Source organism: Mycetohabitans sp. B3 (assembly GCF_021498065.1).
In the GTDB taxonomy this organism is placed as follows: Bacteria; Pseudomonadota; Gammaproteobacteria; order Burkholderiales; family Burkholderiaceae; genus Mycetohabitans.
Window position 1 is genome coordinate 77,605 of sequence record NZ_JAHLKN010000004.1, and the last position, 21,078, is coordinate 98,682.

Here is a 21,078-nt window from a genome sequence, read left to right on the forward strand (position 1 = left end):
CGTCGTGCACGACGCGGCTGCACGGTGCCGTCACTGCGGCGGCAATCGGGCAATCGGACAGCACCCGTCCAGGGTCCGCCAGTGACGTTACAATGCGGCTCAAACATGCATTTTAATCCGCACTGCCAAGCCATTATGTCCACACCGACCAATAGCAAGCTGCGCGAAGCTGCGCTTGATTATCACGAATTCCCGACCCCCGGGAAGATCGCTATCGCGCCCACCAAACAAATGATCAATCAGCGCGATCTCGCGCTGGCCTATTCGCCAGGCGTGGCGGCGGCGTGCGAGGAAATCGTGGCTAATCCGCTCAACGCAGCGCGCTTCACCGCACGCAGCAATTTGGTGGGCGTGGTGTCGAACGGCACGGCCGTGCTGGGCTTGGGCGATATCGGCCCGCTTGCGGCCAAGCCGGTCATGGAAGGCAAGGCCGTGCTGTTTAAGAAGTTTGCCGGCATCGACGTGTTCGACATCGAACTAAATGAAAAGGACCCGCAAAAGCTGATCGAGGTGATCGCCGCGCTGGAGCCGACCTTCGGGGGGATTAACCTGGAGGACATTAAGGCGCCGGATTGCTTCACGGTCGAGCGTGAGTGCCGCAAGCGGATGAAGATCCCAGTATTCCACGACGACCAGCATGGCACGGCGATCGTGGTGGCCGCGGCGGTGACCAACGGGCTGAAGGTCGTCGGCAAGTCGCTCGGCGAGGTGAAGGTGGTAGCCAGCGGCGCGGGTGCCGCGGCACTGGCATGCCTGAACCTGCTGCTCGACATGGGGCTGAAGCGCAAGAACGTATTTGTCACAGACCTGGCCGGCGTCGTCTACGAGGGCCGCACGGAGCTGATGGATCCGGACAAGGCGCTGTTCGCGCAGGTCACCGACGCGCGCACGCTGTCCGATGTGATCGGTGGCGCGGACGTGTTCCTCGGTTTGTCCGCCGGCGGCGTGCTCAAGCCGGACATGGTCAAACAGATGGCGGCCCGGCCGCTGATCCTGGCGCTGGCCAACCCGACGCCCGAAATCCTGCCGGAGGTCGCGCTCGAGGTGCGTCCCGACGCAATCCTGGCGACTGGCCGCACCGATTATCCGAACCAGGTCAATAACGTCCTGTGTTTCCCGTTCATTTTTCGCGGCGCGCTCGATGCCGGCGCGACGACGATCACCAAGGAGATGGAAATCGCCGCGGTCAACGCAATCGCCGAGCTGGCGCGCCAGGAACAAAGTGACATCGTGGCGACGGCGTACGGGATCCAAGATTTGACGTTCGGTCCCGAGTACCTGATTCCGAAACCGTTCGATCCGCGGTTGATCGTGAAAGTCGCGCCGGCGGTTGCGCAGGCTGCAATGGATTGTGGCGTCGCAACGCGGCCGATCGAGGATATGGACGCTTACAGGCAGCATCTGCAGCAATTCGTGTATCACAGCGGCACGACGATGAAGCCGGTCTTCCAAATCGCGCGCAGCATTGACGCGGACAAGAAGCGCATCGTGTTCGCCGAGGGCGAGGAGGAGCGCATTCTGCGCGCGGTACAGATTGTGGTCGACGAGCGGCTGGCCAAGCCCATCCTGATCGGACGACCGGCGGTGATCGAGCAGCGCATCGCGCGCTACGGGCTGCGCCTTGTGGCGGGACAGGATTTTACGATCGTCAATACCGACTACGACGAGCGCTACCGCGATTTCTGGCAGACGTACTTCAAGATGATGGCGCGCAAAGGCATCACGCAGCAGCTGGCGAAAGTCGAAATGCGGCGGCGCACCACGCTGATCGGCTCAATGCTGGTGCTCAAGGGCGAAGCCGACGGGATGATCTGCGGTACGATTTCGACCACGCACCGGCACTTGCACTTCATTGACCAGGTCATCGGCAAGCGCGCCGGCTGCTCGGTCTACGCGGCGATGAACTGCCTGGTGTTGCCGAACCGGCAGATCTTCCTGGTCGACACGCATGTGAACGTCGACCCGACGCCGGAGGAACTGGTCGAGATCACGCTGATGGCCGCGGACGAGGTGCGTCGTTTCGGCATCGAACCGAAGATTGCCCTGCTGTCCCACTCCAATTTCGGTTCGAGTAACGCGCCCAGCGCCAAGAAGATGCGCGACACGCTCGCGTTGCTGCAGCAGCGCGCCCCGCAACTGCAGATCGACGGTGAAATGCATGGCGATGTCGCGCTCGACGCGAACCTGCGCAAGTTCGTGCTGCCGGAGGCGACGCTCGAGGGTGACGCAAACCTGTTGGTCCTGCCCAACGTCGATGCAGCCAATATTTCATACAACCTGCTCAAGACCGCGGCGGGCAACAACATCGCGATCGGGCCGATTCTGCTGGGCGCGGCAAAGCCCGTGCATGTGCTGACCGAGTCCGCGACCGTGCGACGCATCGTGAACATGACTGCGCTGCTGGTGGCCGATGTGGCCGCGGGTACCAAGGAGTCGGGCGGGCGATGAGCCCCCGGGTGGCAGGCAACAGCTCTGCCACCACGGCACGGTGTGTGCCGCATGAGGCGCACGCCTCGAATCTGGATGCACAAAAAAGCGTGCCTCACGAGTGAGGCACACAAGCGGCGGCTGGGGGCAACCGCCGGACTGCTCGACAATGCTGCGCGACATTTGCGCGCAGCACCAAAACTCTCCACCGTTCCAACTCGACCTGCCGGCCGCGACATCGAGGGCCGGAGCGCGCCGTTACGCGTTGGCGCAAACGTTTGCGCTCCCGTATTCGGATGGTATGAAGGAGATGTTCCGGACGCAAGCGAATTTTCGATGACCGCAGCGACCATCCAAACCTGGATTGCTTCTTAGACACTTTGGCAAGTTTAGACTCCAACCCTGTGTGCCGGTCATGAAAATTAACCTTGTAATCGTCTAACACCATTGATTATTAAGGCGATTCGGGATAACCTTATGTTTTTAATGGTCGTATACGCGTCCTCTTCGCGAAACGAGATACCTGATCGGCAAGTGGCTCCGTTACGGCGTGCTTGCGGTGAACGTGTCCGCCACCAGCGTGCCTGGGTTGGTTTCCACCGCGTGGGCGCGATACTCGCTGCCGTTGGACGCGCCCCTTGGCGCCGCGCTCGGCGAGGTGTTAATTACCGGTCTACCCGGTGAAGCGCAGTTCACGTTCAAATCGATCTAGGCCGGTGGCCCGTTCCCTTATCCGAAGGATGGCGAGGTGTTCGGTAATTTCGAGCGACACCTGTCGGTGCGGTCCCGTGACTATTAGCATGAGTACACGGTGAAGACGCCGCGCGCGCTATCGCGGAGTACGCAGAATCGTCTGCAGGGGAGTGCCGCGTTATACCGGTGAATGCTATGACATCGGCGACCATTACGCGTTTTTCAAACGAATTGTGGGATGACGACGGTTATGAGCGACAACACTTATTCGCAAGGCACCGGGGTCGCGAGCGATATCTTCGCGCTGAACGACAGCAGGTTATTTCAGCGCGTGCTGCGCCAGCAGGACGCCGAACGCGAGCAGCGCCGTATCGACGCGTTGCTGTTCAATGAGGGAAACATGAGCCTTTTCAAGACGGTGCGCTCGAACATCGTGCAATCGATCCGTGCGTTCCGCGTGCCGGAGTTGGCCGACGAGGCGGCCCGGCTGGGCCACCATTTCCTGTATGCATATTGCGCAGCCGCGCAGACGAAGGCGGAAGTGCTCGAGACGATCTCGACGTCATTTCTTTTCCCGAAGCACTTTGGTAAGAACTACGATGCGCTGTACGACTGCTTGACCGACGCTGTGCACAAGGCGGGAGCGCAACCTGGCTTCGTGATCGTGCTCGAGGGGTTGCCCGCGACGCAAAAGTTCGACAAGGAGGCGCGGGAGACACTGCTAGATGTGTTCCGCGAGGCGGCCGAATTCTGGGCCGAGCGGAAGGTGAACTTCCGCGTGTTCTATTCGTTTGCTTGACGTAGTTCGGCTCGCCCGCGTGTGACGTGGGCAGCCCATGCCGGCTTCTCACCACCCGCCCCAGCGCGCCGCCAGCGCGGCGAGCACCGCGATGCCGGCCGTCTCGGTGCGCAGCACACGTGGGCCTAGGCCAAGCGGCATGAAGCCGTGAGATATCACGGCTGCCTCCTCGGTGGCCGACAACCCGCCTTCCGGCCCGATCATCACGATGACCGGCGCAGCAGGCGCGGTGCTGGGCAGTGTCGCGAACGGCCGCTCGGCGCGCGGTGACAGTAACAGACGCAGTGCATTGTCGCGAGGCGGGGCCGCGCAGGACTCGAGCCATGTCATGACGTCGGTGAGCGGCGCAACGTCGGGCAGCCGATTACGCCCGCATTGCTCGCATGCGGCTCGCACCAGCGCCTGCCAGTGCGCGTGGCGTCGAGCGGCGCGCTCGCCGGTCAGCCGTACGACGCTGCGCCCGGTCATCAGTGGTATTACGCCAGCCACGCCCAGTTCGACGGCTTTCTCCAGCAGCCAGTCCATTTTGTCACCCCCGGCGATGCCTTGCGCTAACACGACGCGATAAGGCGGCTCGACCTCCCGCGCGTCGAAGCGGCCGACTTGCACCGTCGCTGAACGCTTATCCAACTGTAGCAATTCGGCCTCGAACTGGCCGCCTTCGCCGTTGAACAGGATCGCCTTGTCACCGGCCTGCAGCCGCAGCACGTGCATATGACGCACGACATCGTCCGGCAGCAGCGTGCTGTGGCCGCTGTGCAGCGGCATGGGGACAAAAAAGCGAGGTGACGATAGCGTGGTCATTGTCGAGAGGGCAGGGTGTGGCGTGTGACGCGAGCGTGCGCATCGGCCGGATTGTGTCATAACCACAGTGGCGTAAGAACCACAGTGGCGCAAGCGAGCCGCCGTCCGGCGGTGCGTTGCGGCGCGGCATCACTTCAGCGCCGTACCGCGATCCGGTATCCGTTCGATGAAAAAAGCATCGTGGCGGGACGGGTCGTAGTGTTCGAGGCCGGACAATCCCCATTGCGCCGCGCGCTCGGCCGCCCGTTGCGCGGGCAGTTGTCCGGCATCGAACGTGTCGCTGACCACGGCCATTTGCCACAGCGAGCCGTATAGTGGCACATACGTCTGCATGAGCGCGACATGGCCAAATGCGGCGCGCAGCGTGCCGAGTAGTGCCGCGACCTGGTCGGGCTGGAACAGCGGCGAGCCGAGATGGATCGACAGCACCGCATCGTCCACCATGCGTGTGCGCAGCAATGCGTAAAAACTGGGCGTGTACAGCGTCGAAGCCGGCGAATCGGGCGGCGTCAAGTCGAACACGACTGCGTCGAAGCGCTCCTGCGTGTGCTGCACGAAGTGCAACGCGTCACCCGTGACAATCTGCACGCGCGGATCGTCGAGCGCGCCACGGTGCACGTGCTGTAGGTGGCGTCGCGCCATCGCCACGACCGCAGGATCAAGCTCCGCGATGACGATGTGCTCCAGTGCCTTGTACTTGAGCCACTGCCGCGCCGCGCCGCCATCGCCGCCGCCGAGAACCAGCACGCGCCGCGCAGGCCGCTCCCGCGCCAGCGCGCCAGGGTGCACCATGCTTTCGTGATAGAGGTATTCGTCGCGCTCGGACGTCATCGGGCGGTTGTCGAGCACGAATAGCTTGCCGAGCAGCGGCGTCTCCCAGACCTCGATATGCTGGTACGCCGAATCGATCGTTTGTAGCCGCCGCGCGCCGGTGAACGTGTACGCATAATGCGCGCACGGGCGCAACGTCAGTGAGTTGCCGTGCGCGTCCGGGCGGTCGGCGTTGTCCGGGCGGTCGATGTCGTGCGTGGGGGCGGCGTTGTGCATGGGGTCGGCGTTGTGCATGGGGTCGGCGTTGTGAATGGGGTCGGCGGGTTGCACGGCGGGCGGCGTGCGCGATGATGGCGGTTCCGGTTCCAATCGGCAAAGTTCCTCAACGGTGGCATGGCATCGCTGTGGCGGTGTGGCCAGGCAGTTTGCGATCCCTGTGCGACCGCCCGTGGCACGGCGCAACATCGCCAAGCAGCGGCAGGCCTGTCTGTTAGAATAATAATCTTTGCGACGCTTCGCGCGCGGGTGTGCCCGCATGCGATTCCCATTGCGCCGGCGCGGCCGCGACTCGCGACGCGCGCGGCCCTGCTTTTCCTGAGTCCGGACCCGACATGACAACCCCGCCCGACACCCAGACCACCATGATGGCCAACGCAATCCGTGCGTTGGCCATGGACGCCGTTCAGCAAGCCAATTCCGGCCATCCGGGGATGCCGATGGGCATGGCGGAAATCGCCGTGGCGCTGTGGCAACGTCATCTGCGGCACAATCCGGCTAATCCACATTGGGCGGACCGGGATCGCTTCGTACTGTCCAATGGGCATGGGTCGATGCTGCTGTACGCGCTGCTGCACCTGAGCGGCTACGACTTGCCAATGGACGAGTTGAAGCGTTTCCGCCAATTGCATTCGAGGACACCTGGCCATCCAGAGGTCGGAATCACACCGGGTGTCGAGACGACCACTGGGCCGTTGGGTCAGGGATTAGCCAACGCGGTGGGCATGGCGCTGGCCGAAGCGCTGCTGGCGGCCGAATTTAACCAGCCTGACGCGAAGATCGTCGATCATTACACGTACGTGTTCGTCGGCGATGGCTGCCTGATGGAAGGCGTGTCGCACGAGGCTTGTTCGCTGGCGGGCACGCTGGGATTGTCGAAGCTGATCGTACTGTATGACGACAACGGCATTTCGATTGACGGGGATGTCGGGCACTGGTTCGCCGACGATACGCCGAAGCGTTTTGAGGCTTATGGCTGGAACGTGATCCGCGCGGTCGATGGTCACGATGTGGATGCAGTGGACGCGGCCATTTGCGCTGCAAAGCAGTCGGACAAGCCGACGCTAATTTGCTGCCGTACCGTCATCGGCAAGGGGGCGCCGAACAAGGCCGGCGGCCACGACGTGCACGGCGCACCGCTGGGCGCGACGGAGATTGCCGCGACGCGCGCGGCGATTGGCTGGGGCGCCGAACCTTTCGTGATCCCGCAGCACGTCTATGCGCTGTGGGACGCGAAGGAGACGGGCGCCCAGGCCGAGTGCGAGTGGAATGAGGCCTTTGCCGCCTATCGCGCGAAGTATCCGCAGCAGGCGGCCGAGTTCGAGCGCCGCGTCGCCGGCCGGCTGCCGGCGCATTGGGCCGATGCCGCGCGGCGGCTGATCGCCGCCGCCAACGAGCGTGCTGAGACGGTCGCGACCCGTAAAGCGTCGCAGCAGGCGATCGAGGCGCTGGCTGCGGCGTTGCCGGAACTGCTGGGCGGTTCGGCCGATCTCACCGGCTCGAACTTGACCAACTGGAAGGCCAGCAAGCCGGTACGCGCTGGCCGTGAAAGCGGCACGCAGGTGTTGCAATGGGGCAATCACGTCAACTACGGGGTGCGTGAATTCGGCATGAGCGCGGCGCTCAACGGCATTGCGCTGCACGGTGGCTACTTGCCGTTCGGCGGCACGTTCCTGACCTTCTCGGATTACAGCCGCAACGCATTGCGGATGGCCGCACTGATGAAGACCCGCTCGATCTTCGTGTTCACGCACGACTCGATCGGGCTCGGCGAGGATGGCCCGACGCACCAGTCGATCGAGCACGTGTCGAGCCTGCGCCTGATTCCGAACATGGACGTGTGGCGCCCGGCCGACACGGTCGAGACCGCGGTGGCCTGGACGCAGGCGGTCGAGCGCCATGGTCCATCGTCGTTGATCTTTAGCCGGCAAAATCTGGCGTTCTGTGCGCGGACCGACGCGCAGATTGCGGCGGTCGCCCGGGGCGGGTACGTGCTGCGCGACTGGAATGACGATATCCCGGCTCGCAAGGTGATCCTGATCGCGACGGGTTCCGAGGTCGAGCTTGCGCTGAACGCTGTCGAGCCGCTTGCGCGTGTGGGCATCGGCGCCCGTGTCGTATCGATGCCCTCGACCACGGTGTTCGATCGGCAGGATGCCGAATGGCGCGAGCGCGTCCTGCCACGCGGCGTGGCGCGGGTGGCGATCGAGGCCGGCGTCACGGCGTTCTGGCATAAATATGTGGGAATCGACGGCGGCGTGGTTGGGATCGACACATTCGGCGAATCGGCGCCCGCCGGCGTGTTGTTCAAGCATTTTGGCTTCACGATCGATAACGTTGTCGACACCGTGAAGTCGATACTGGGTTAAGCCGAGGGTGTGTGACGTGCCGACTGTGCGTCGCACACTCTTGCTCGGAGCGTTGCCATTTACCCATTAGGAGATAGACATGACGATTCGCGTCGCAATCAACGGTTATGGCCGTATTGGCCGCAATACGCTGCGGGCCCATTATGAGGGTGGCAAGAAGCACGACATCGAGATCGTGGCGATCAACGACCTCGGCAATGCCCAGACCAACGCGCATCTGACCCAGTATGACACCGCGCATGGCAAGTTCCCGGGCACCGTCTCGGTTGACGGCGACTACATGATCGTCAACGGCGACAAGGTCCGCGTGCTCGCGAACCGCAACCCGGCGGAGCTGCCGTGGGGCGATCTCGGTGTGGATGTCGTACTTGAGTGCACCGGTTTCTTCACGTCGAAGGAGAAGGCGAGCGCGCACCTGAAGGGTGGTGCGAAGAAGGTCGTGATTTCAGCGCCGGGCGGCAAGGATGTCGATGCGACGATCGTCTATGGTGTGAACCACCAGGTGCTGAAGGCGTCGGATACGGTCATCTCGAACGCCTCGTGCACGACGAACTGCCTTGCGCCGCTGGTCAAGCCGCTGCACGACAAGATCGGCGTCGAGAACGGCCTGATGACGACGATTCATGCGTACACGAACGACCAGGTGCTGACCGACGTGTACCATGAGGACCTGCGCCGCGCCCGCTCGGCCACGCACAGCATGATCCCGACCAAGACCGGCGCGGCAGCAGCCGTCGGGCTGGTGCTGCCGGAGCTGAACGGTAAGCTGGATGGCTACGCGGTGCGCGTGCCGACGATCAACGTGTCGATCGTCGACCTATCGTTCATCGCGTCGCGCGATACGAGCGTGGACGAAGTGAACAAGATCTTGAAGGAAGCGTCGGAAGGTGCGCTCAAGGGCATCCTCGCCTACAGCGACGCGCCGCTGGTATCGGTTGACTTTAATCACAACCCAGCGTCCTCGACATTCGATGCAACGCTCACGAAGGTGTCGGGCCGTCTCGTGAAGGTGTCGAGCTGGTACGACAATGAGTGGGGCTTCTCGAACCGGATGCTCGATACGACGGTGGCGCTGGCCAACGCGAAGTAACGCTCGAACACACAAGCAGCAGCGTGTGTGACAAAAAAGCCGCCTGGCCGGGCGGCTTTTTTTTTTGGCGCGCAGCGCGATCAGGGCTTGCGGTGCGGGCAGTTTTCCTTCGTGCAGGAGCCGTACATCGCGAGCGCGTGCTCCTGTAGCTTGAAGCCCCGTTCTTGGGCGATCAACTGCTGGCGGTGCTCGATCTCGGGGTCGTAGAATTCCTCAACCCGGCCGCAGTCCAGACAGACCAGATGGTCGTGGTGCGTACCCTCATTGAGTTCGAACACCGCTTTGCCCGACTCGAAGTTGCTGCGTGTGAGCAGGCCGGCCTGTTCGAACTGCGTTAGCACGCGATAAACAGTCGCCAGGCCAATATCCAGCTCCTCATTGAGCAAGTTGCGGTAGACGTCTTCCGCGGTCAAGTGGCGCACGGAACTGTGTTGGAAAATCTCCAGAATCTTCAGGCGCGGCAAGGTTGCCTTGAGCCCCATGTTCTTGAGGTCAGCGGGATTGGTCATCGCTAGGCATCCCTAGAGTACAATGCAAGGTTCTAATAGTAATGGGTTTTTGGGTATTCCGGGCGGCGCAGACGTGTCTCGGGCCCAAATCGATCAAAGCGTCAGACGCGTTTTATGGGTGAAATGAGTTCAACGTTCTTTTCCGGGTCGCGCAGGCGCGCCACCGCCTTTGCGGTAACGGCCCGCGTCGTCGTGCTGGCCGCCGTGGTTTCGCTCGGTGCATGCAAGACATACGACAGCCTGACGCAACGCATCGCGCGTTCGATCACCCCATACCGGATCACGGTCGTGCAAGGCAACTTCGTATCAGCGGAGGCTGCATCGAGGCTACGCGTTGGCATGTCCCGCGACGAAGTGCGCAGCGTCCTTGGTACACCACTGCTCACCGACCTGTTCCATGCCGATCGCTGGGACTATGTGTTCTATTTCAAGCGCGGCTCGACTTCTGTTGTGCAGCAGCGAGACTTGGTCGTGAATTTCGTCGGCGATCACGTGGCAAGCTGGACGGGGGCTGACGACCTGCCATCCGAGTACGAGTTGATTGCCGAAATCGATGGTGACCGCAAGGGTTTGAAGAAAGCGCAAGCCGAGGCCGTCGCGGCCAAGGCGGCAAAGGCCGCTGCGGCTGACGCGTCGGCAGCAGCGGCGGCGAGCGAGCCGGTTGCGCCAGTGCCCGGCACGGCTGGCACGGCCGCGGCGAGCGGCGTCAGCGGTGTCAGTGTGTTGCCGTCGTCGCAAGCCGCCAACGAGGAAGCCGCGGCCGCGGCGAACCGCGCGACTGCTCAGGTCGCGCCGCAGCACATCGCGTTGCCGCCGACTGGCGTCGCACCGTCGCCGGATCCGTCAACCGGCCTGGCGTCGCCCAGTGCCGCGGGCCTGCAGAACCAGCCGGTGCTCGAGCGCAGCGGCGCACAAGGGACGCGTCAATGATGAAGATTGCCATCGCAGGGGCATCGGGCCGCATGGGGCAAATGCTGGTCGAAACGGTGCTGAATACGTCGGAAGTCACGTTGTCGGGCGCGCTGGAGCGCGCGGGCGCTGCCGCGCTGGGGCAGGACGCTGGCGCGTTCGCCGGGCGGCAGACCGGTATTGCGATCACCGATGACGTGGAGCGCGTGCTTGCGCATGCAGATGTGCTGATCGATTTCACGCGGCCCGAGGGCACGCTTGAGTACCTAAAGGCGGCGCGCCGGCACGGCACTCGCATGGTAATCGGCACGACGGGTTTTGCCGAATCACAGAAGGCCGAGTTGGCCGCCGCCGCGCAGACGCTCGGGATTGTGTTCGCACCGAACATGAGCGTGGGCGTGAACGTGACGTTGAAACTGCTGCAAGTGGCCGCTGCGCATTTCGCCACCGGCTACGATATCGAGATCATCGAGGCGCATCACCGGCACAAAGTTGATGCGCCGTCCGGCACAGCGTTGCAGATGGGCGAAGTGATCGCAACGGCGTTGGGTCGTGATCTGGCATCCTGTGCCGTGTACGGACGCCATGGCGTGACCGGTGAGCGCGATCCGTCGACGATTGGGTTCTCAGCCATCCGCGGCGGCGACATCGTCGGCGACCACACGGTGATGTTCGCCGGTACCGGCGAGCGGATCGAGATCACGCATAAATCGGCGAACCGGCTCGCGTACGCGCAGGGCGCGGTACGGGCCGCTCGTTTCCTGGCCGGCCGATCGGCGGGGCTGTACGATATGTGGGACGTGCTGGGCCTGCGCTAGTCGTCGTACGCGCCGCGGCACATCGATCGCAGCGCCGGTGCGTTCCGCGCAGTGGGTCGCGCGCGGGCGCGTGTTGCGCGATGCGATGGGCGTATCGCGACGCAGGCTCGGATTTGGCCAGGTGCTGCTCGCGCCGATCGGCGCCGACGGGCGTTTGTCCTGCGACGGGCAGTTGGTCGATACCGCGCAATTGTTCACGCGGTTTGTGCAAGCTGCCCGTGAGCCGGTGCCGGCGCAACTGGAACGGCGGGCCGAGACCATGCCGACCCGCTACGAGTCCATTGCCGGCGTGTGATGAGCGCCGTGCAGCGGGCCGGGCTCACGCGCATTGCGTTCGTGACGCTGCCGGTCGGCGACGACGCACACTGACGTAAGCAAGCGCGTGCCGTCCGCGGGCGCGCAGACGCTATAATCGGCGTTTCCTCTGGCTTTCCCAAGGCGCGGTACTGCATGTGCGCCCCCTGCGCGGCACGCCGCAAGCCGATTGTCCCCGACGACCATCATGCAAGATAAATACGTTCCCGCCGATGTCGAATCCGCCGTGCAGCAAGCATGGCGGGACAACGATGTCTATCGTAGTGCCGAGCGCGCCGACAAAAAGAAATTCTATTGTGTGTCGATGCTGCCGTACCCGTCGGGCAAGCTGCATATGGGGCACGTGCGCAACTACACGATCAACGACGTGATGTATCGTCACCGGCGCATGAACGGGTACAACGTGCTGATGCCGATGGGCTGGGACGCATTCGGGATGCCGGCGGAAAACGCGGCGATCGCCAACGGCGTGCCACCAGCCAAGTGGACATACGAGAACATCGCCTACATGAAGAAACAGATGCAGGCGATGGGGTTGGCGATCGATTGGTCGCGTGAAATTGCGACATGCAAACCGGACTACTACAAGTGGAACCAGTGGTTGTTCCTGAAGATGCTCGAAAAGGGCATCGCGTATAAGAAGACGGGGACGGTGAACTGGGATCCAGTTGATCAGACCGTGCTAGCCAACGAGCAGGTCGTCGACGGGCGCGGCTGGCGTTCCGGTGCGGTGGTTCAGAAGCGCGAGATTCCGATGTACTACTTGCGGATCACGGACTACGCGGAGCAGTTGTTGCAGGACCTGGATGCGCTGGGGTGGCCCGAGCGCGTGAAGGTGATGCAGCACAACTGGATCGGCAAGAGCCATGGCGTGAACTTCGGTTTCCCGTATGAAATCGATGGGCAGCAGCAATTGCTGCGCGTGTTCACGACCCGCGCGGACACGATCATGGGCGTCACGTTTGCAGCCATCGCTGCGGAGCACCCGCTCGCCACGCGGCTGGCGCGGGACCAACCCGCGTTGCAGGCGTTCATCGACGAGTGCAAGCGCGGCGGGGTGGCCGAGGCGGACATGGCGACGATGGAGAAGAAAGGCGTATCCACCGGCTTCTTCGTCAAGCATCCGCTGACCGGCGCCGACATAGAGGTCTGGATTGGCAACTACGTGCTGATGAGCTATGGCGAAGGCGCGGTGATGGGCGTGCCGGCCCACGACGAGCGCGACTTTGCGTTCGCGACGAAGTATCGCCTGCCGATCAAGCAGGTCGTTGCGGCGCAGGGCAAGGTGTATTCGACCGAGGCGTGGCAGGACTGGTACGGTGACCAGGACGCCGGCGTCTGCGTGAACAGCGGCAAGTATGACGGCATGCGCTACGAGCAGGCGGTGGAGGCGGTCGCGGCGGATCTAGCCGCGAAGGAGCTTGGCGGCAAGCAGGTCACGTACCGGTTGCGCGACTGGGGCATTTCGCGTCAGCGCTATTGGGGCACGCCGATCCCGATCATCCATTGCCCGAGCTGTGGCGATGTGCCGGTGCCGGAGCAGGACTTGCCGGTGTTGCTGCCCGAGGACCTGGTGCCGGATGGCAGCGGCAATCCGCTGGCCAAGTCTGAGGCGTTTATGCACTGCACGTGCCCGCGCTGCGGCGCCGACGCGAGGCGCGAGACGGACACGATGGACACGTTTGTCGATTCCGCCTGGTATTTTTCGCGCTATGCGTGCCCGGATGCGCCGACGATGGTGGACGCGCGTACCGACTATTGGATGCCGATGGACCAGTACATCGGCGGCATCGAGCATGCGATTTTGCACTTGCTGTATTCGCGCTTCTGGGCCAAGGTGATGCGCGACCTCGGGCTGACCGACTTTTCCGAGCCGGCGACCAATCTGCTGACGCAGGGCATGGTGCTCGACCAGACGTACTATCGCGAGGACGCGACCGGCAAGAAGATGTGGTTCAACCCCTCTGACGTGACGTTGTCATACGATGACAAAGGGCGTGCGGTCAGCGCGGTGCTGCACGCCGATGGTCAGCCGGTCGAGATGGGCGGCGTCGAAAAAATGTCGAAGTCGAAAAATAACGGCGTCGATCCGCAACATCTGATCGATTCGCACGGTGCCGATACCGCGCGACTATTCACGATGTTCGCGGCGCCGCCCGAGCAGTCGCTCGAATGGTCCGGTGCCGGTGTCGAAGGCGCGAGCCGTTTCCTGCGACGGCTGTGGGCGTTCGGCTACGCGCATCATGCAACGTTTGCGACGCGGCCGGCGCTGGACGCTGCGACGCTGAATGACGCAGGCAAGGCGCTGCGCCGCGAGATTCACTCTGTGCTCAAGCAGGCCGATTTCGACTATCAGCGGCTGCAGTACAACACGGTCGTGTCCGCGGCGATGAAAATGCTCAACGCATTGGAGTCGGCCAAAGACGTCGGCGCCGCGGTCCTCTACGAGGGATATGGCATCCTGCTGCGCGTACTGTATCCGGTGGTGCCGCACGTCACGTTTACGCTGTGGCGCGAACTTGGTTACGCGACGCAATTCGGCACGCTGCTGGACGCGCCGTGGCCGAAGGTGGACGAGCAGGCGCTGGAGCGAAGCGAAGTCGAACTGGTGCTGCAGATCAACGGCAAGGTGCGCGGCGCGCTGAAGGTGGCTAACGGTGCGCCACGTGAGGCGATCGAGCAGGCGGCATTCGCGCACGAGATGTTCAACAAGTTTGGTGAAGGCAAGATGCCGAAGAAGGTGGTGATCGTGCCGGGACGGCTCGTGAACGTGGTCATTTGAGGGCCTGCATGACTGAATCGAAACTGACGCGCCGATCCTGCATTGTGCTTGCTGCGGCGGCATTGTTGCTGGCCGGATGCGGCTTCCAGCTGCGCGGTAACTATGGCTTCCCGTTTAAGCGGCTTGCGCTGGTCGGCCCGGGTCCGGAGCTTGGCGCACGGATTCAGCGGCTGGTCGAAGGCGGCAGCCAGACGCGGATCGTCAAGAGCACCGACGGCGCGGACGTGATCTTGTCGATTTCGGAGGGGCGCGGCACCGGGGCGCTGACGCTCAATGCGGCCGGACAGGTCAACGAGTACGAACTCGATTACACGATGTCGTACCAATTGGTCGGCGCCGATGGCACAGTGCTGTTGCCGCCCAGCGTGATCCGTATCAACCGGGCGATGACCTATTCCGACCAGTACGCGCTGGCGAAGTCGCAGGAGTTCGAACTGCTGTATCGCGATATGCGCAACGACGCGCTCGACCAGCTGTTGCGACGCATGAGCGCAGTGCGCGAGCTGCACCCGGCCCATGGCGGGGTTCGCGCGGTGGCGCCGCGCGCGCCGCTGCCCACGCCGCCGCTGTAACGGACACGACACGATGCAACTGCGCGCAGACGCCCTGGAGTCGCACCTGGCCAAGACGTTGGGTCGCTTGTACGTCGTGTACGGCGACGAGCCACTGCTCGCGCAGGAAGCCGTGGCGCGCATCCGCACCGCGGCGCGCGCGGCCGGTTTCACCGAGCGCAACGTATTCTCTGTCGAGCGCGGTTTTGATTGGAGCCTGCTGCTCGGCGCCACGCAATCGATGTCGTTGTTCGGCGAGCGGCAGCTGATCGAATTGCGCATCCCGACCGGCAAACCGGGCAAGGATGGCGGTGATGCATTGAAGGCGCTGGCGGCATCGGACAATCCCGACGTGCTGACGTTGATTGCATTGCCGCGGCTGGACGCGGCGACGCAAAAGACGGCATGGTTCACCGCATTGGTCCAGGCTGGTGTGGCGATACGCATCGACACGGTCGAGCGTGCGCAGTTGTCGAACTGGATTGCGCAACGGCTCGCGGCGCAGCAGCAGCGCATCGTCGCCGGCGACGGAGGGCGGCGCGCGCTGCAGTTCATCGCCGAGCGGGTCGAGGGCAACCTGCTCGCCGCGCATCAGGAAATCCAAAAGCTCGGCCTGTTGTATCCTGCCGGCGAATTGACGCTCGAGCAGGTGCAGGACGCGGTACTCAACGTCGCCCGCTACGACGTGTTCAAGCTCAACGAGGCAATGCTTGCCGGCGATGTTGCGCGCTTGGCGCGGATGCTCGATGGATTGCGCGGCGAAGGCGAGGCGACGGTGCTGGTGCTGTGGGCTGTCGTAGAGGAAATCCGTGTGCTGGCGCGAATCAAGCGGGGGCTGGCTGCCGGCAAGCCGTTGGCGATTCTGATGCGCGAGAATCGCGTGTGGGGACCGCGTGAACGGCTGATGGGCCCCGCGCTGCAGCGCGTCGACGAATGTTCGCTTGAACGGGCGCTGGCGCTCGCGGCGCGACTGGACCGGCAGGTCAAGGGGCTCTCTGGCGGGGTGCCGGCGCGTGTAGGCGTCGCGCCCGCTCGCGCGTCGCTGCCGCCGGCCGATCCGTGGGATGGCTTGTTCGATCTGGCGATGACGATTGCGCGGCCCGGCGGCAGCGATGGTGGGTGCCGGGCGGGTGGCAGTGCGCCGCACGGCGCCACCGCCACTGCCGTGCGGGCGATACGACCGTAGCCTTACAATAGAGGCCATCGCACTGCCGCGTGGCGCGGCGGGTCGCGTGCAACGGCTTCGATCTGTGCGGATCTGGCGTCCACAAAACCAACCGCATTGACGCACTACGGGAACACGAAGATGGACATTGACCGCTACATGACCGATCTGGGTCGCCGCGCGCGTGCGGCGTCAAGGGCGATCGCCCGGGCGCCAGTGGCCGCGAAGAACGCGGCGCTCGAACAGATCGCGCTGGCGATCCAGGGACAGGCCGACGCGCTCCAGCGCGCGAACGCGCGCGATGTCGAGCGGGCACAGGCCAACGGACACGATGCGGCCTTCATCGACCGACTGACGCTGTCGGACAAGGCGCTGACGACGATGGTCGAAGGCCTGCGGCAAGTTGCAGCGCTGCCTGACCCGATTGGCGAGATCACCGGCATGAGGACGCGTCCGACCGGCATTCAGGTGGGCCAAATGCGGGTGCCGCTCGGTGTGATTGGCATCATTTATGAGTCGCGGCCGAATGTCACGATAGACGCTGCTGCGCTGTGCCTGAAATCGGGCAACGCGACGATCCTGCGCGGCGGCTCGGAGGCGATCGAATCCAATACCGCACTTGCCGCGCTGATCGCCGAGGCACTGCGCATGAGCGGCCTGCCCGAGGCGGGGGTGCAAGTGGTCGGTACGCCGGATCGGGCGGCGGTTGGCAAGCTGATCACAATGACCGACTACGTCGACGTGATCGTGCCGCGCGGTGGCAAGCGCTTGATTCAACGGTTGGTCGATGAAGCACGGGTGCCGATGATCAAGCACCTGGACGGCGTGTGCCATGTCTACGTGGATGATGGCGCCGATGTCGGCAAAACGCTGGCGGTATGCGATAACGCGAAGACGCATCGGTACGGCACTTGTAACACGATGGAGACGCTGCTCGTCGCACGGGGCATCGCGCCGACCGTGTTGCCGCTGCTGGGCAAGCTGTACCGGGGCAAGGCTGTCGAGTTGCGAGTGGACTCGGCTGCACGCGCGATCCTTGCCGATGCCGGTGTCGCGCCGCTCGTGGACGCAACCGAGGCCGATTGGCGTACCGAATACCTGGCGCCAGTGCTGGCGATCAGGGTGGTGGACGGCATCGACGCGGCGATCGAGCACATCAATACGTATGGCTCCGCGCATACCGATGCGATCGTGACCGAGCACTACGATCGCGCGATGCAGTTCCTACGTGAGGTCGATTCAGCCAGCGTGATGGTCAATGCGTCAACGCGCTTCGCGGACGGCTTCGAATACGGGCTGGGCGCCGAAATCGGCATCTCGAACGACAAGCTGCATGCGCGCGGGCCGGTGGGCCTCGAGGGGCTGACGTCATTGAAATACGTCGTGCTGGGCCACGGCGAAGTGCGGCAATAAAGGAGTTCGTGCATGTTGTGGGTCAAAACCTTTCATATCGTGTTGATTGCCTCCTGGTTCGCGGGGCTGTTCTATCTGCCCCGCATCTTCGTGAACCTGGCGATGGAGATCGAACCTGCCGTGTCGCGGCGCTTGCTGGTGATGGCGCGCAAGTTGTATCGCTTCATGAGCCTGATTGCTGTGCCGGCGCTCGTGTGCGGGCTCTGGCTATGGCTCGTGGTGGGCATCGGTCGCGGGCAGGGGTGGATGCATGCGAAACTGGCGATCGTCGTGCTGCTGATCGTCTATCATGCGATGTGTGGCAGGTTGCTCGCCACGTTCGAGCGGGGCGCGAACCGCCGCTCCGACCGGTGGTATCGGATGTTCAACGAATTGCCGGTGCTCGGCTTGCTCGGCGCAGTCGCGCTGGTGGTCTTCAAGCCCTTTTGAGCGGCCTTCATCCCTTCCGAGCAGCTTGTTACCAGTCGCGCACGGCCACACGGCGTTGTGCGACGACTTGTGACATGCGCGAGGTCATCGGCGAGAATACGTCGGTTTCCTTGGCGATGTTGGCCAACAGGCTGATTGGGGCCAGCCGCGCCAGCGGCGAGTTGCTGAACTTGCGACCCTCCGGCGATTCAAACCTTCCGGCGCACTTGCGCGTGCCGCCCGTTTCCAGGAGCGATTCCTATGGCTTCGTTGCACCCCCGGCTGACGGCCGTGACCGATCGCATCATCGAGCGCAGCAACGCAACGCGGCACGCCTATCTTGCCCGGATCGAGCATGCGCAAGGACAGTTTCCTGCGCGCGGCGTGCTGTCTTGCGCGAACCTGGCTCACGGTTTTGCTGGGCTCGAAGGGCAGGACAAGATCGCGATCCGTGCGATGCGGCAGCCGAACATCGGCATTGTGTCGGCCTACAATGAGATGTTGTCCGCGCATGCGCCGTACCGCGACTTTCCCGACATCATCAAACAGGCGGCGCGCGAAGCGGGGGGCATTGCGCAATTTGCCGGTGGCGTGCCTGCGATGTGCGACGGCATTACGCAGGGCAACGCCGGCATGGAACTGTCGCTGTTTTCCCGCGAGACAATCGCGATGTCAACGGCGATCGCGTTGACGCACAATATGTTCGACGCGGCGCTGTGCTTGGGCATTTGCGACAAGATCGTGCCGGGCCTATTGATCGGCGCGTTGCAATTCGGCCACTTGCCGACGATCTTCGTGCCCGCCGGGCCGATGACCAGTGGCCTGTCCAATGATGAGAAAGCCAAGATCCGCCAGCAGTTCGCCACCGGCGCTGTGGGGCGCGACGTGCTGCTCGACAGTGAGGCGCGCGCGTACCATGGTCACGGCACCTGCACGTTCTATGGCACGGCGAACTCGAACCAGCTGCTGATGGAAATCATGGGCCTGCATTTGCCCGGTGCCGCGTTCGTCCATCCGCATACGCCGCTGCGCGATGCGCTCACCGCCGAGGCGGCACGCCGCGTGCTGCAACTGACCGCGCAAGGCGCGCACTACACGCCGATCGGCCGAGTGATTGACGAGAAAGCGATTGTCAATGGCATCGTCGCGCTGCTGGCCACCGGCGGCTCCACCAATCATACGCTGCACCTGGTGGCGATTGCCCGCGCGGCTGGCATCGTGATCGACTGGAACGACTTCGATGACCTGTCGCGTGCAGTGCCGCTGCTCGCGAAGATCTATCCAAATGGCAAGGCGGACATTAACCACTATCACGCGGCGGGCGGCATGGCGTTCCTGACGCGCACGCTGCTCGAGGCAGGCTTGCTGCACGACGATGTGACGACCGTTGCCGGCGCCGGCTTGTCGGCCCATTACACGCGCGAGCCCAGACTGGTCAACGGTAAGCTGGCCTGGATCGACGGCCCGCGCGAGAGCCACGACAAGGCCGTGCTGCGCACCACCGCGGAATCGTTCCAGCCGGATGGCGGGTTGCGATTGGTGCAGGGCCGGTTGGGTCGAGGTGTGATCAAGATTTCCGCGGTCGCGCCGCAACATCGCAGTGTCACCGCGCCGGCGATCGTCTTCGATTCGCAGGAAGGCGTGCAGGCCGCCTTCGATCGCGGTGAGCTGGAGCGCGATTGCGTCGTCGTGGTGCGATTCCAGGGGGCAAGAGCCAATGGCATGCCCGAGCTGCACCGGCTCACGCCGCTGCTGGGCGTCTTGCAGGACAAGGGCTTGCGCGTGGCGCTAGTGACCGACGGCCGGATGTCGGGCGCCTCGGGCAAGGTGCCGGCAGTGATCCATCTGTCGCCTGAGGCGCTGCTCGACGGCCCGCTCGGCAAGGTGCGCAGCGGCGATGTGATTACGCTCGATGCAGAAGCCGGGCGATTGGACGTGGACGTGGACGAAGCCGAATGGGCGCGCCGCGCGAACGAAAAGCCCGTGCATCGCCGCGAGCATGAACTGGGTTTTGGCCGTGAGCTGTTCGGCGTTTTTCGTGCCGCTGCGCTGCCGGCCGAGCAAGGGGCGTCGGTGTTCGGCGCGATGACCGAATGAGAGACTCGAATGAGGGCATCGTTCCATTCTGAACTACAGGAGAGCTGCAATGAGACCCGTGAGCGAAATCGTGCGGATCGGCCCGGTTATCCCGGTCCTGACATTTGAGTCGGTGGAGCAGGGCGAGCACGTCGCGCACGCGCTGTACGAGGGCGGGGTAAAGGTGCTCGAGATCACGCTGCGAACCACGGCCGGACTGCAGGCGATCGGGCGCGCATCGCAGCTTGCCGCGGATATCGTCGTCGGCGTTGGTACGCTGACCACCGCCGCTCAGGTCGAGGAGGCTAAGCGCGCCGGCGCGACATTCGGCGTGTCGCCGGGGCTCACACGCGAGATCCATCGGGCGGCGCAGGACGTCGGCTTGCCGTTGCTGCCCGGTGTGATGACGCCGTCCGACATCCTGCTCGCGCTCGAGCTTGGCTACGACATCGTGAAGTTCTTCCCGGCGCAGCAGGCCGGCGGCTTGGATATGCTGCAAGCGTTTAGCGGACCATTCCCGGCGTTGCGGTTCTGCCCGACCGGCGGCATCACGCAGGAGTTGGCGACGAGCTTTCTCGCGCTGCCCAACGTGGTTTGCGTCGGCGGCTCATGGCTCACGCCCCGGGCGGTGCTGGCCGCACAAAACTGGGCCGAGGTGACACGCCTGGCGCGCGCGGCGAGTCAACTGGCGCGGCCCAATACCTAAGCTTAACCACCGCACCGGCCACTTCTTTGGCCCGTCGTTGCTGCAACGTCAATGGGACACGCTCGAGGAGCCGGGCCTGACGAGGCGATTACGGTGAGCATCGATGAGCCGCCGGAGCACATCGTCGGCCGGGTACTCGAGCGGTTGGCCGCGCGCACCCGTTGATCCACACGGCCCGAGCGGCTGCCTCGGCATGC

The 21,078-nt window shown here is 63.8% G+C and carries 17 protein-coding genes and 3 pseudogenes; 16 read left to right on the forward strand and 4 right to left on the reverse strand.

What is annotated here, in order from left to right:
- The first annotated feature begins 135 nt into the window (after positions 1-135).
- From KQH55_RS01100 to KQH55_RS01110, 3 genes and pseudogenes are all read left to right on the forward strand, one after another.
- Positions 136-2,448: an NADP-dependent malic enzyme gene (locus KQH55_RS01100; RefSeq protein ID WP_076785467.1), complete on the forward strand. Its 2,313-nt coding sequence runs from the start codon at positions 136-138 to the stop codon at positions 2,446-2,448.
- A gap of 502 nt (positions 2,449-2,950) precedes the next feature.
- Positions 2,951-3,362 (forward strand): annotated as a pseudogene (locus tag KQH55_RS01105) (ribonuclease domain-containing protein).
- Positions 3,363-3,370: 8 nt separating this feature from the next.
- Positions 3,371-3,919 (forward strand): barstar family protein, encoded by a 549-nt coding sequence (locus KQH55_RS01110; protein WP_076787432.1) that lies wholly within the window; start codon positions 3,371-3,373, stop codon positions 3,917-3,919.
- Between the two features lie 48 nt (positions 3,920-3,967).
- Here the strand turns inward: KQH55_RS01110 and KQH55_RS01115 are convergent, their stop codons facing one another.
- Together KQH55_RS01115 and speE are read right to left on the reverse strand one after the other, a co-directional pair.
- Entirely contained in the window at positions 3,968-4,723 is a 756-nt protein-coding gene (locus tag KQH55_RS01115; protein WP_076785466.1) for a 16S rRNA (uracil(1498)-N(3))-methyltransferase, read from the reverse strand.
- A gap of 129 nt (positions 4,724-4,852) precedes the next feature.
- Complete coding sequence (gene speE, locus KQH55_RS01120) at positions 4,853-5,788, reverse strand: polyamine aminopropyltransferase (RefSeq protein ID WP_235090024.1); 936 nt, start codon at positions 5,786-5,788, stop codon at positions 4,853-4,855.
- Positions 5,789-6,105: 317 nt separating this feature from the next.
- On the opposite strand from speE, the gene tkt reads away from it, so the two are divergent.
- Both tkt and gap read left to right on the forward strand, forming a co-directional pair.
- Positions 6,106-8,139, forward strand: coding sequence for a transketolase (gene tkt / locus KQH55_RS01125; protein WP_235090025.1), 2,034 nt, complete (start codon positions 6,106-6,108; stop codon positions 8,137-8,139).
- A 79-nt stretch (positions 8,140-8,218) separates the two neighbouring features.
- Positions 8,219-9,229 (forward strand): type I glyceraldehyde-3-phosphate dehydrogenase, encoded by a 1,011-nt coding sequence (gene gap, locus KQH55_RS01130; protein WP_076796940.1) that lies wholly within the window; start codon positions 8,219-8,221, stop codon positions 9,227-9,229.
- Positions 9,230-9,309: 80 nt separating this feature from the next.
- Here the strand turns inward: gap and fur are convergent, their stop codons facing one another.
- On the reverse strand, positions 9,310-9,738 hold the full coding sequence (fur, locus tag KQH55_RS01135; RefSeq protein WP_076785463.1) for a ferric iron uptake transcriptional regulator: 429 nt from the start codon (positions 9,736-9,738) through the stop codon (positions 9,310-9,312).
- A 114-nt stretch (positions 9,739-9,852) separates the two neighbouring features.
- On the opposite strand from fur, the gene KQH55_RS01140 reads away from it, so the two are divergent.
- The 8 genes from KQH55_RS01140 to KQH55_RS01175 all read left to right on the forward strand — a co-directional run bounded on the left by KQH55_RS01140 (position 9,853) and on the right by KQH55_RS01175 (position 18,120).
- Positions 9,853-10,668 carry an outer membrane protein assembly factor BamE gene (locus KQH55_RS01140; protein ID WP_235090026.1) on the forward strand — a complete coding sequence of 272 codons (816 nt, stop codon included), beginning with the start codon at positions 9,853-9,855 and terminating at the stop codon, positions 10,666-10,668.
- Positions 10,668-11,465: a 4-hydroxy-tetrahydrodipicolinate reductase gene (dapB, locus tag KQH55_RS01145; RefSeq protein WP_076785461.1), complete on the forward strand. Its 798-nt coding sequence runs from the start codon at positions 10,668-10,670 to the stop codon at positions 11,463-11,465. Before KQH55_RS01140 ends, dapB begins: the two co-directional genes overlap by 1 nt.
- Positions 11,466-11,502: 37 nt before the next feature.
- Positions 11,503-11,760 carry a hypothetical protein gene (locus KQH55_RS01150; protein WP_076785460.1) on the forward strand — a complete coding sequence of 86 codons (258 nt, stop codon included), beginning with the start codon at positions 11,503-11,505 and terminating at the stop codon, positions 11,758-11,760.
- Positions 11,761-11,967: 207 nt separating this feature from the next.
- Positions 11,968-14,562: a leucine--tRNA ligase gene (gene leuS, locus KQH55_RS01155; protein WP_235090027.1), complete on the forward strand. Its 2,595-nt coding sequence runs from the start codon at positions 11,968-11,970 to the stop codon at positions 14,560-14,562.
- A gap of 23 nt (positions 14,563-14,585) precedes the next feature.
- Positions 14,586-15,134, forward strand: coding sequence for an LPS assembly lipoprotein LptE (gene lptE / locus KQH55_RS01160; RefSeq protein WP_076787428.1), 549 nt, complete (start codon positions 14,586-14,588; stop codon positions 15,132-15,134).
- Between the two features lie 13 nt (positions 15,135-15,147).
- Complete coding sequence (gene holA, locus KQH55_RS01165; RefSeq protein WP_235090028.1) at positions 15,148-16,299, forward strand: DNA polymerase III subunit delta; 1,152 nt, start codon at positions 15,148-15,150, stop codon at positions 16,297-16,299.
- A 120-nt stretch (positions 16,300-16,419) separates the two neighbouring features.
- Positions 16,420-17,691 carry a glutamate-5-semialdehyde dehydrogenase gene (locus KQH55_RS01170; RefSeq protein WP_235090029.1) on the forward strand — a complete coding sequence of 424 codons (1,272 nt, stop codon included), beginning with the start codon at positions 16,420-16,422 and terminating at the stop codon, positions 17,689-17,691.
- A gap of 12 nt (positions 17,692-17,703) precedes the next feature.
- Positions 17,704-18,120: a CopD family protein gene (locus KQH55_RS01175; RefSeq protein ID WP_076796943.1), complete on the forward strand. Its 417-nt coding sequence runs from the start codon at positions 17,704-17,706 to the stop codon at positions 18,118-18,120.
- A gap of 28 nt (positions 18,121-18,148) precedes the next feature.
- Here the strand turns inward: KQH55_RS01175 and KQH55_RS01180 are convergent.
- A pseudogene (locus KQH55_RS01180) lies at positions 18,149-18,286 on the reverse strand (transcriptional regulator); the annotation flags it as partial.
- 74 nt (positions 18,287-18,360) lie between these two features.
- Between KQH55_RS01180 and edd the strand changes: the two are divergent.
- The 3 genes and pseudogenes from edd to KQH55_RS01195 all read left to right on the forward strand — a co-directional run.
- Complete coding sequence (edd, locus tag KQH55_RS01185; protein WP_235090030.1) at positions 18,361-20,196, forward strand: phosphogluconate dehydratase; 1,836 nt, start codon at positions 18,361-18,363, stop codon at positions 20,194-20,196.
- Between the two features lie 49 nt (positions 20,197-20,245).
- Positions 20,246-20,881: a bifunctional 4-hydroxy-2-oxoglutarate aldolase/2-dehydro-3-deoxy-phosphogluconate aldolase gene (gene eda / locus KQH55_RS01190; protein WP_235090031.1), complete on the forward strand. Its 636-nt coding sequence runs from the start codon at positions 20,246-20,248 to the stop codon at positions 20,879-20,881.
- A pseudogene (locus tag KQH55_RS01195) lies at positions 20,880-21,046 on the forward strand (gluconokinase); the annotation flags it as partial. The gene eda and the pseudogene KQH55_RS01195, both read left to right, overlap by 2 nt.
- Positions 21,047-21,078: the final 32 nt, after the last annotated feature.

Coding starts and splice junctions, on each gene's coding strand:
- fur (WP_076785463.1), bottom strand. CDS start 9,738: ATGACCAATCCCGCTGACCTCAAGAACATGGGGCTCAAGGCAACCTTG.
- tkt (WP_235090025.1), top strand. CDS start 6,106: ATGACAACCCCGCCCGACACCCAGACCACCATGATGGCCAACGCAATC.
- KQH55_RS01175 (WP_076796943.1), top strand. CDS start 17,704: ATGTTGTGGGTCAAAACCTTTCATATCGTGTTGATTGCCTCCTGGTTC.
- edd (WP_235090030.1), top strand. CDS start 18,361: ATGGCTTCGTTGCACCCCCGGCTGACGGCCGTGACCGATCGCATCATC.
- eda (WP_235090031.1), top strand. CDS start 20,246: ATGAGACCCGTGAGCGAAATCGTGCGGATCGGCCCGGTTATCCCGGTC.
- KQH55_RS01140 (WP_235090026.1), top strand. CDS start 9,853: ATGGGTGAAATGAGTTCAACGTTCTTTTCCGGGTCGCGCAGGCGCGCC.
- leuS (WP_235090027.1), top strand. CDS start 11,968: ATGCAAGATAAATACGTTCCCGCCGATGTCGAATCCGCCGTGCAGCAA.
- KQH55_RS01110 (WP_076787432.1), top strand. CDS start 3,371: ATGAGCGACAACACTTATTCGCAAGGCACCGGGGTCGCGAGCGATATC.
- speE (WP_235090024.1), bottom strand. CDS start 5,788: ATGCACAACGCCGACCCCATGCACAACGCCGCCCCCACGCACGACATC.
- holA (WP_235090028.1), top strand. CDS start 15,148: ATGCAACTGCGCGCAGACGCCCTGGAGTCGCACCTGGCCAAGACGTTG.
- gap (WP_076796940.1), top strand. CDS start 8,219: ATGACGATTCGCGTCGCAATCAACGGTTATGGCCGTATTGGCCGCAAT.
- KQH55_RS01115 (WP_076785466.1), bottom strand. CDS start 4,723: ATGACCACGCTATCGTCACCTCGCTTTTTTGTCCCCATGCCGCTGCAC.
- KQH55_RS01100 (WP_076785467.1), top strand. CDS start 136: ATGTCCACACCGACCAATAGCAAGCTGCGCGAAGCTGCGCTTGATTAT.
- dapB (WP_076785461.1), top strand. CDS start 10,668: ATGAAGATTGCCATCGCAGGGGCATCGGGCCGCATGGGGCAAATGCTG.
- KQH55_RS01170 (WP_235090029.1), top strand. CDS start 16,420: ATGGACATTGACCGCTACATGACCGATCTGGGTCGCCGCGCGCGTGCG.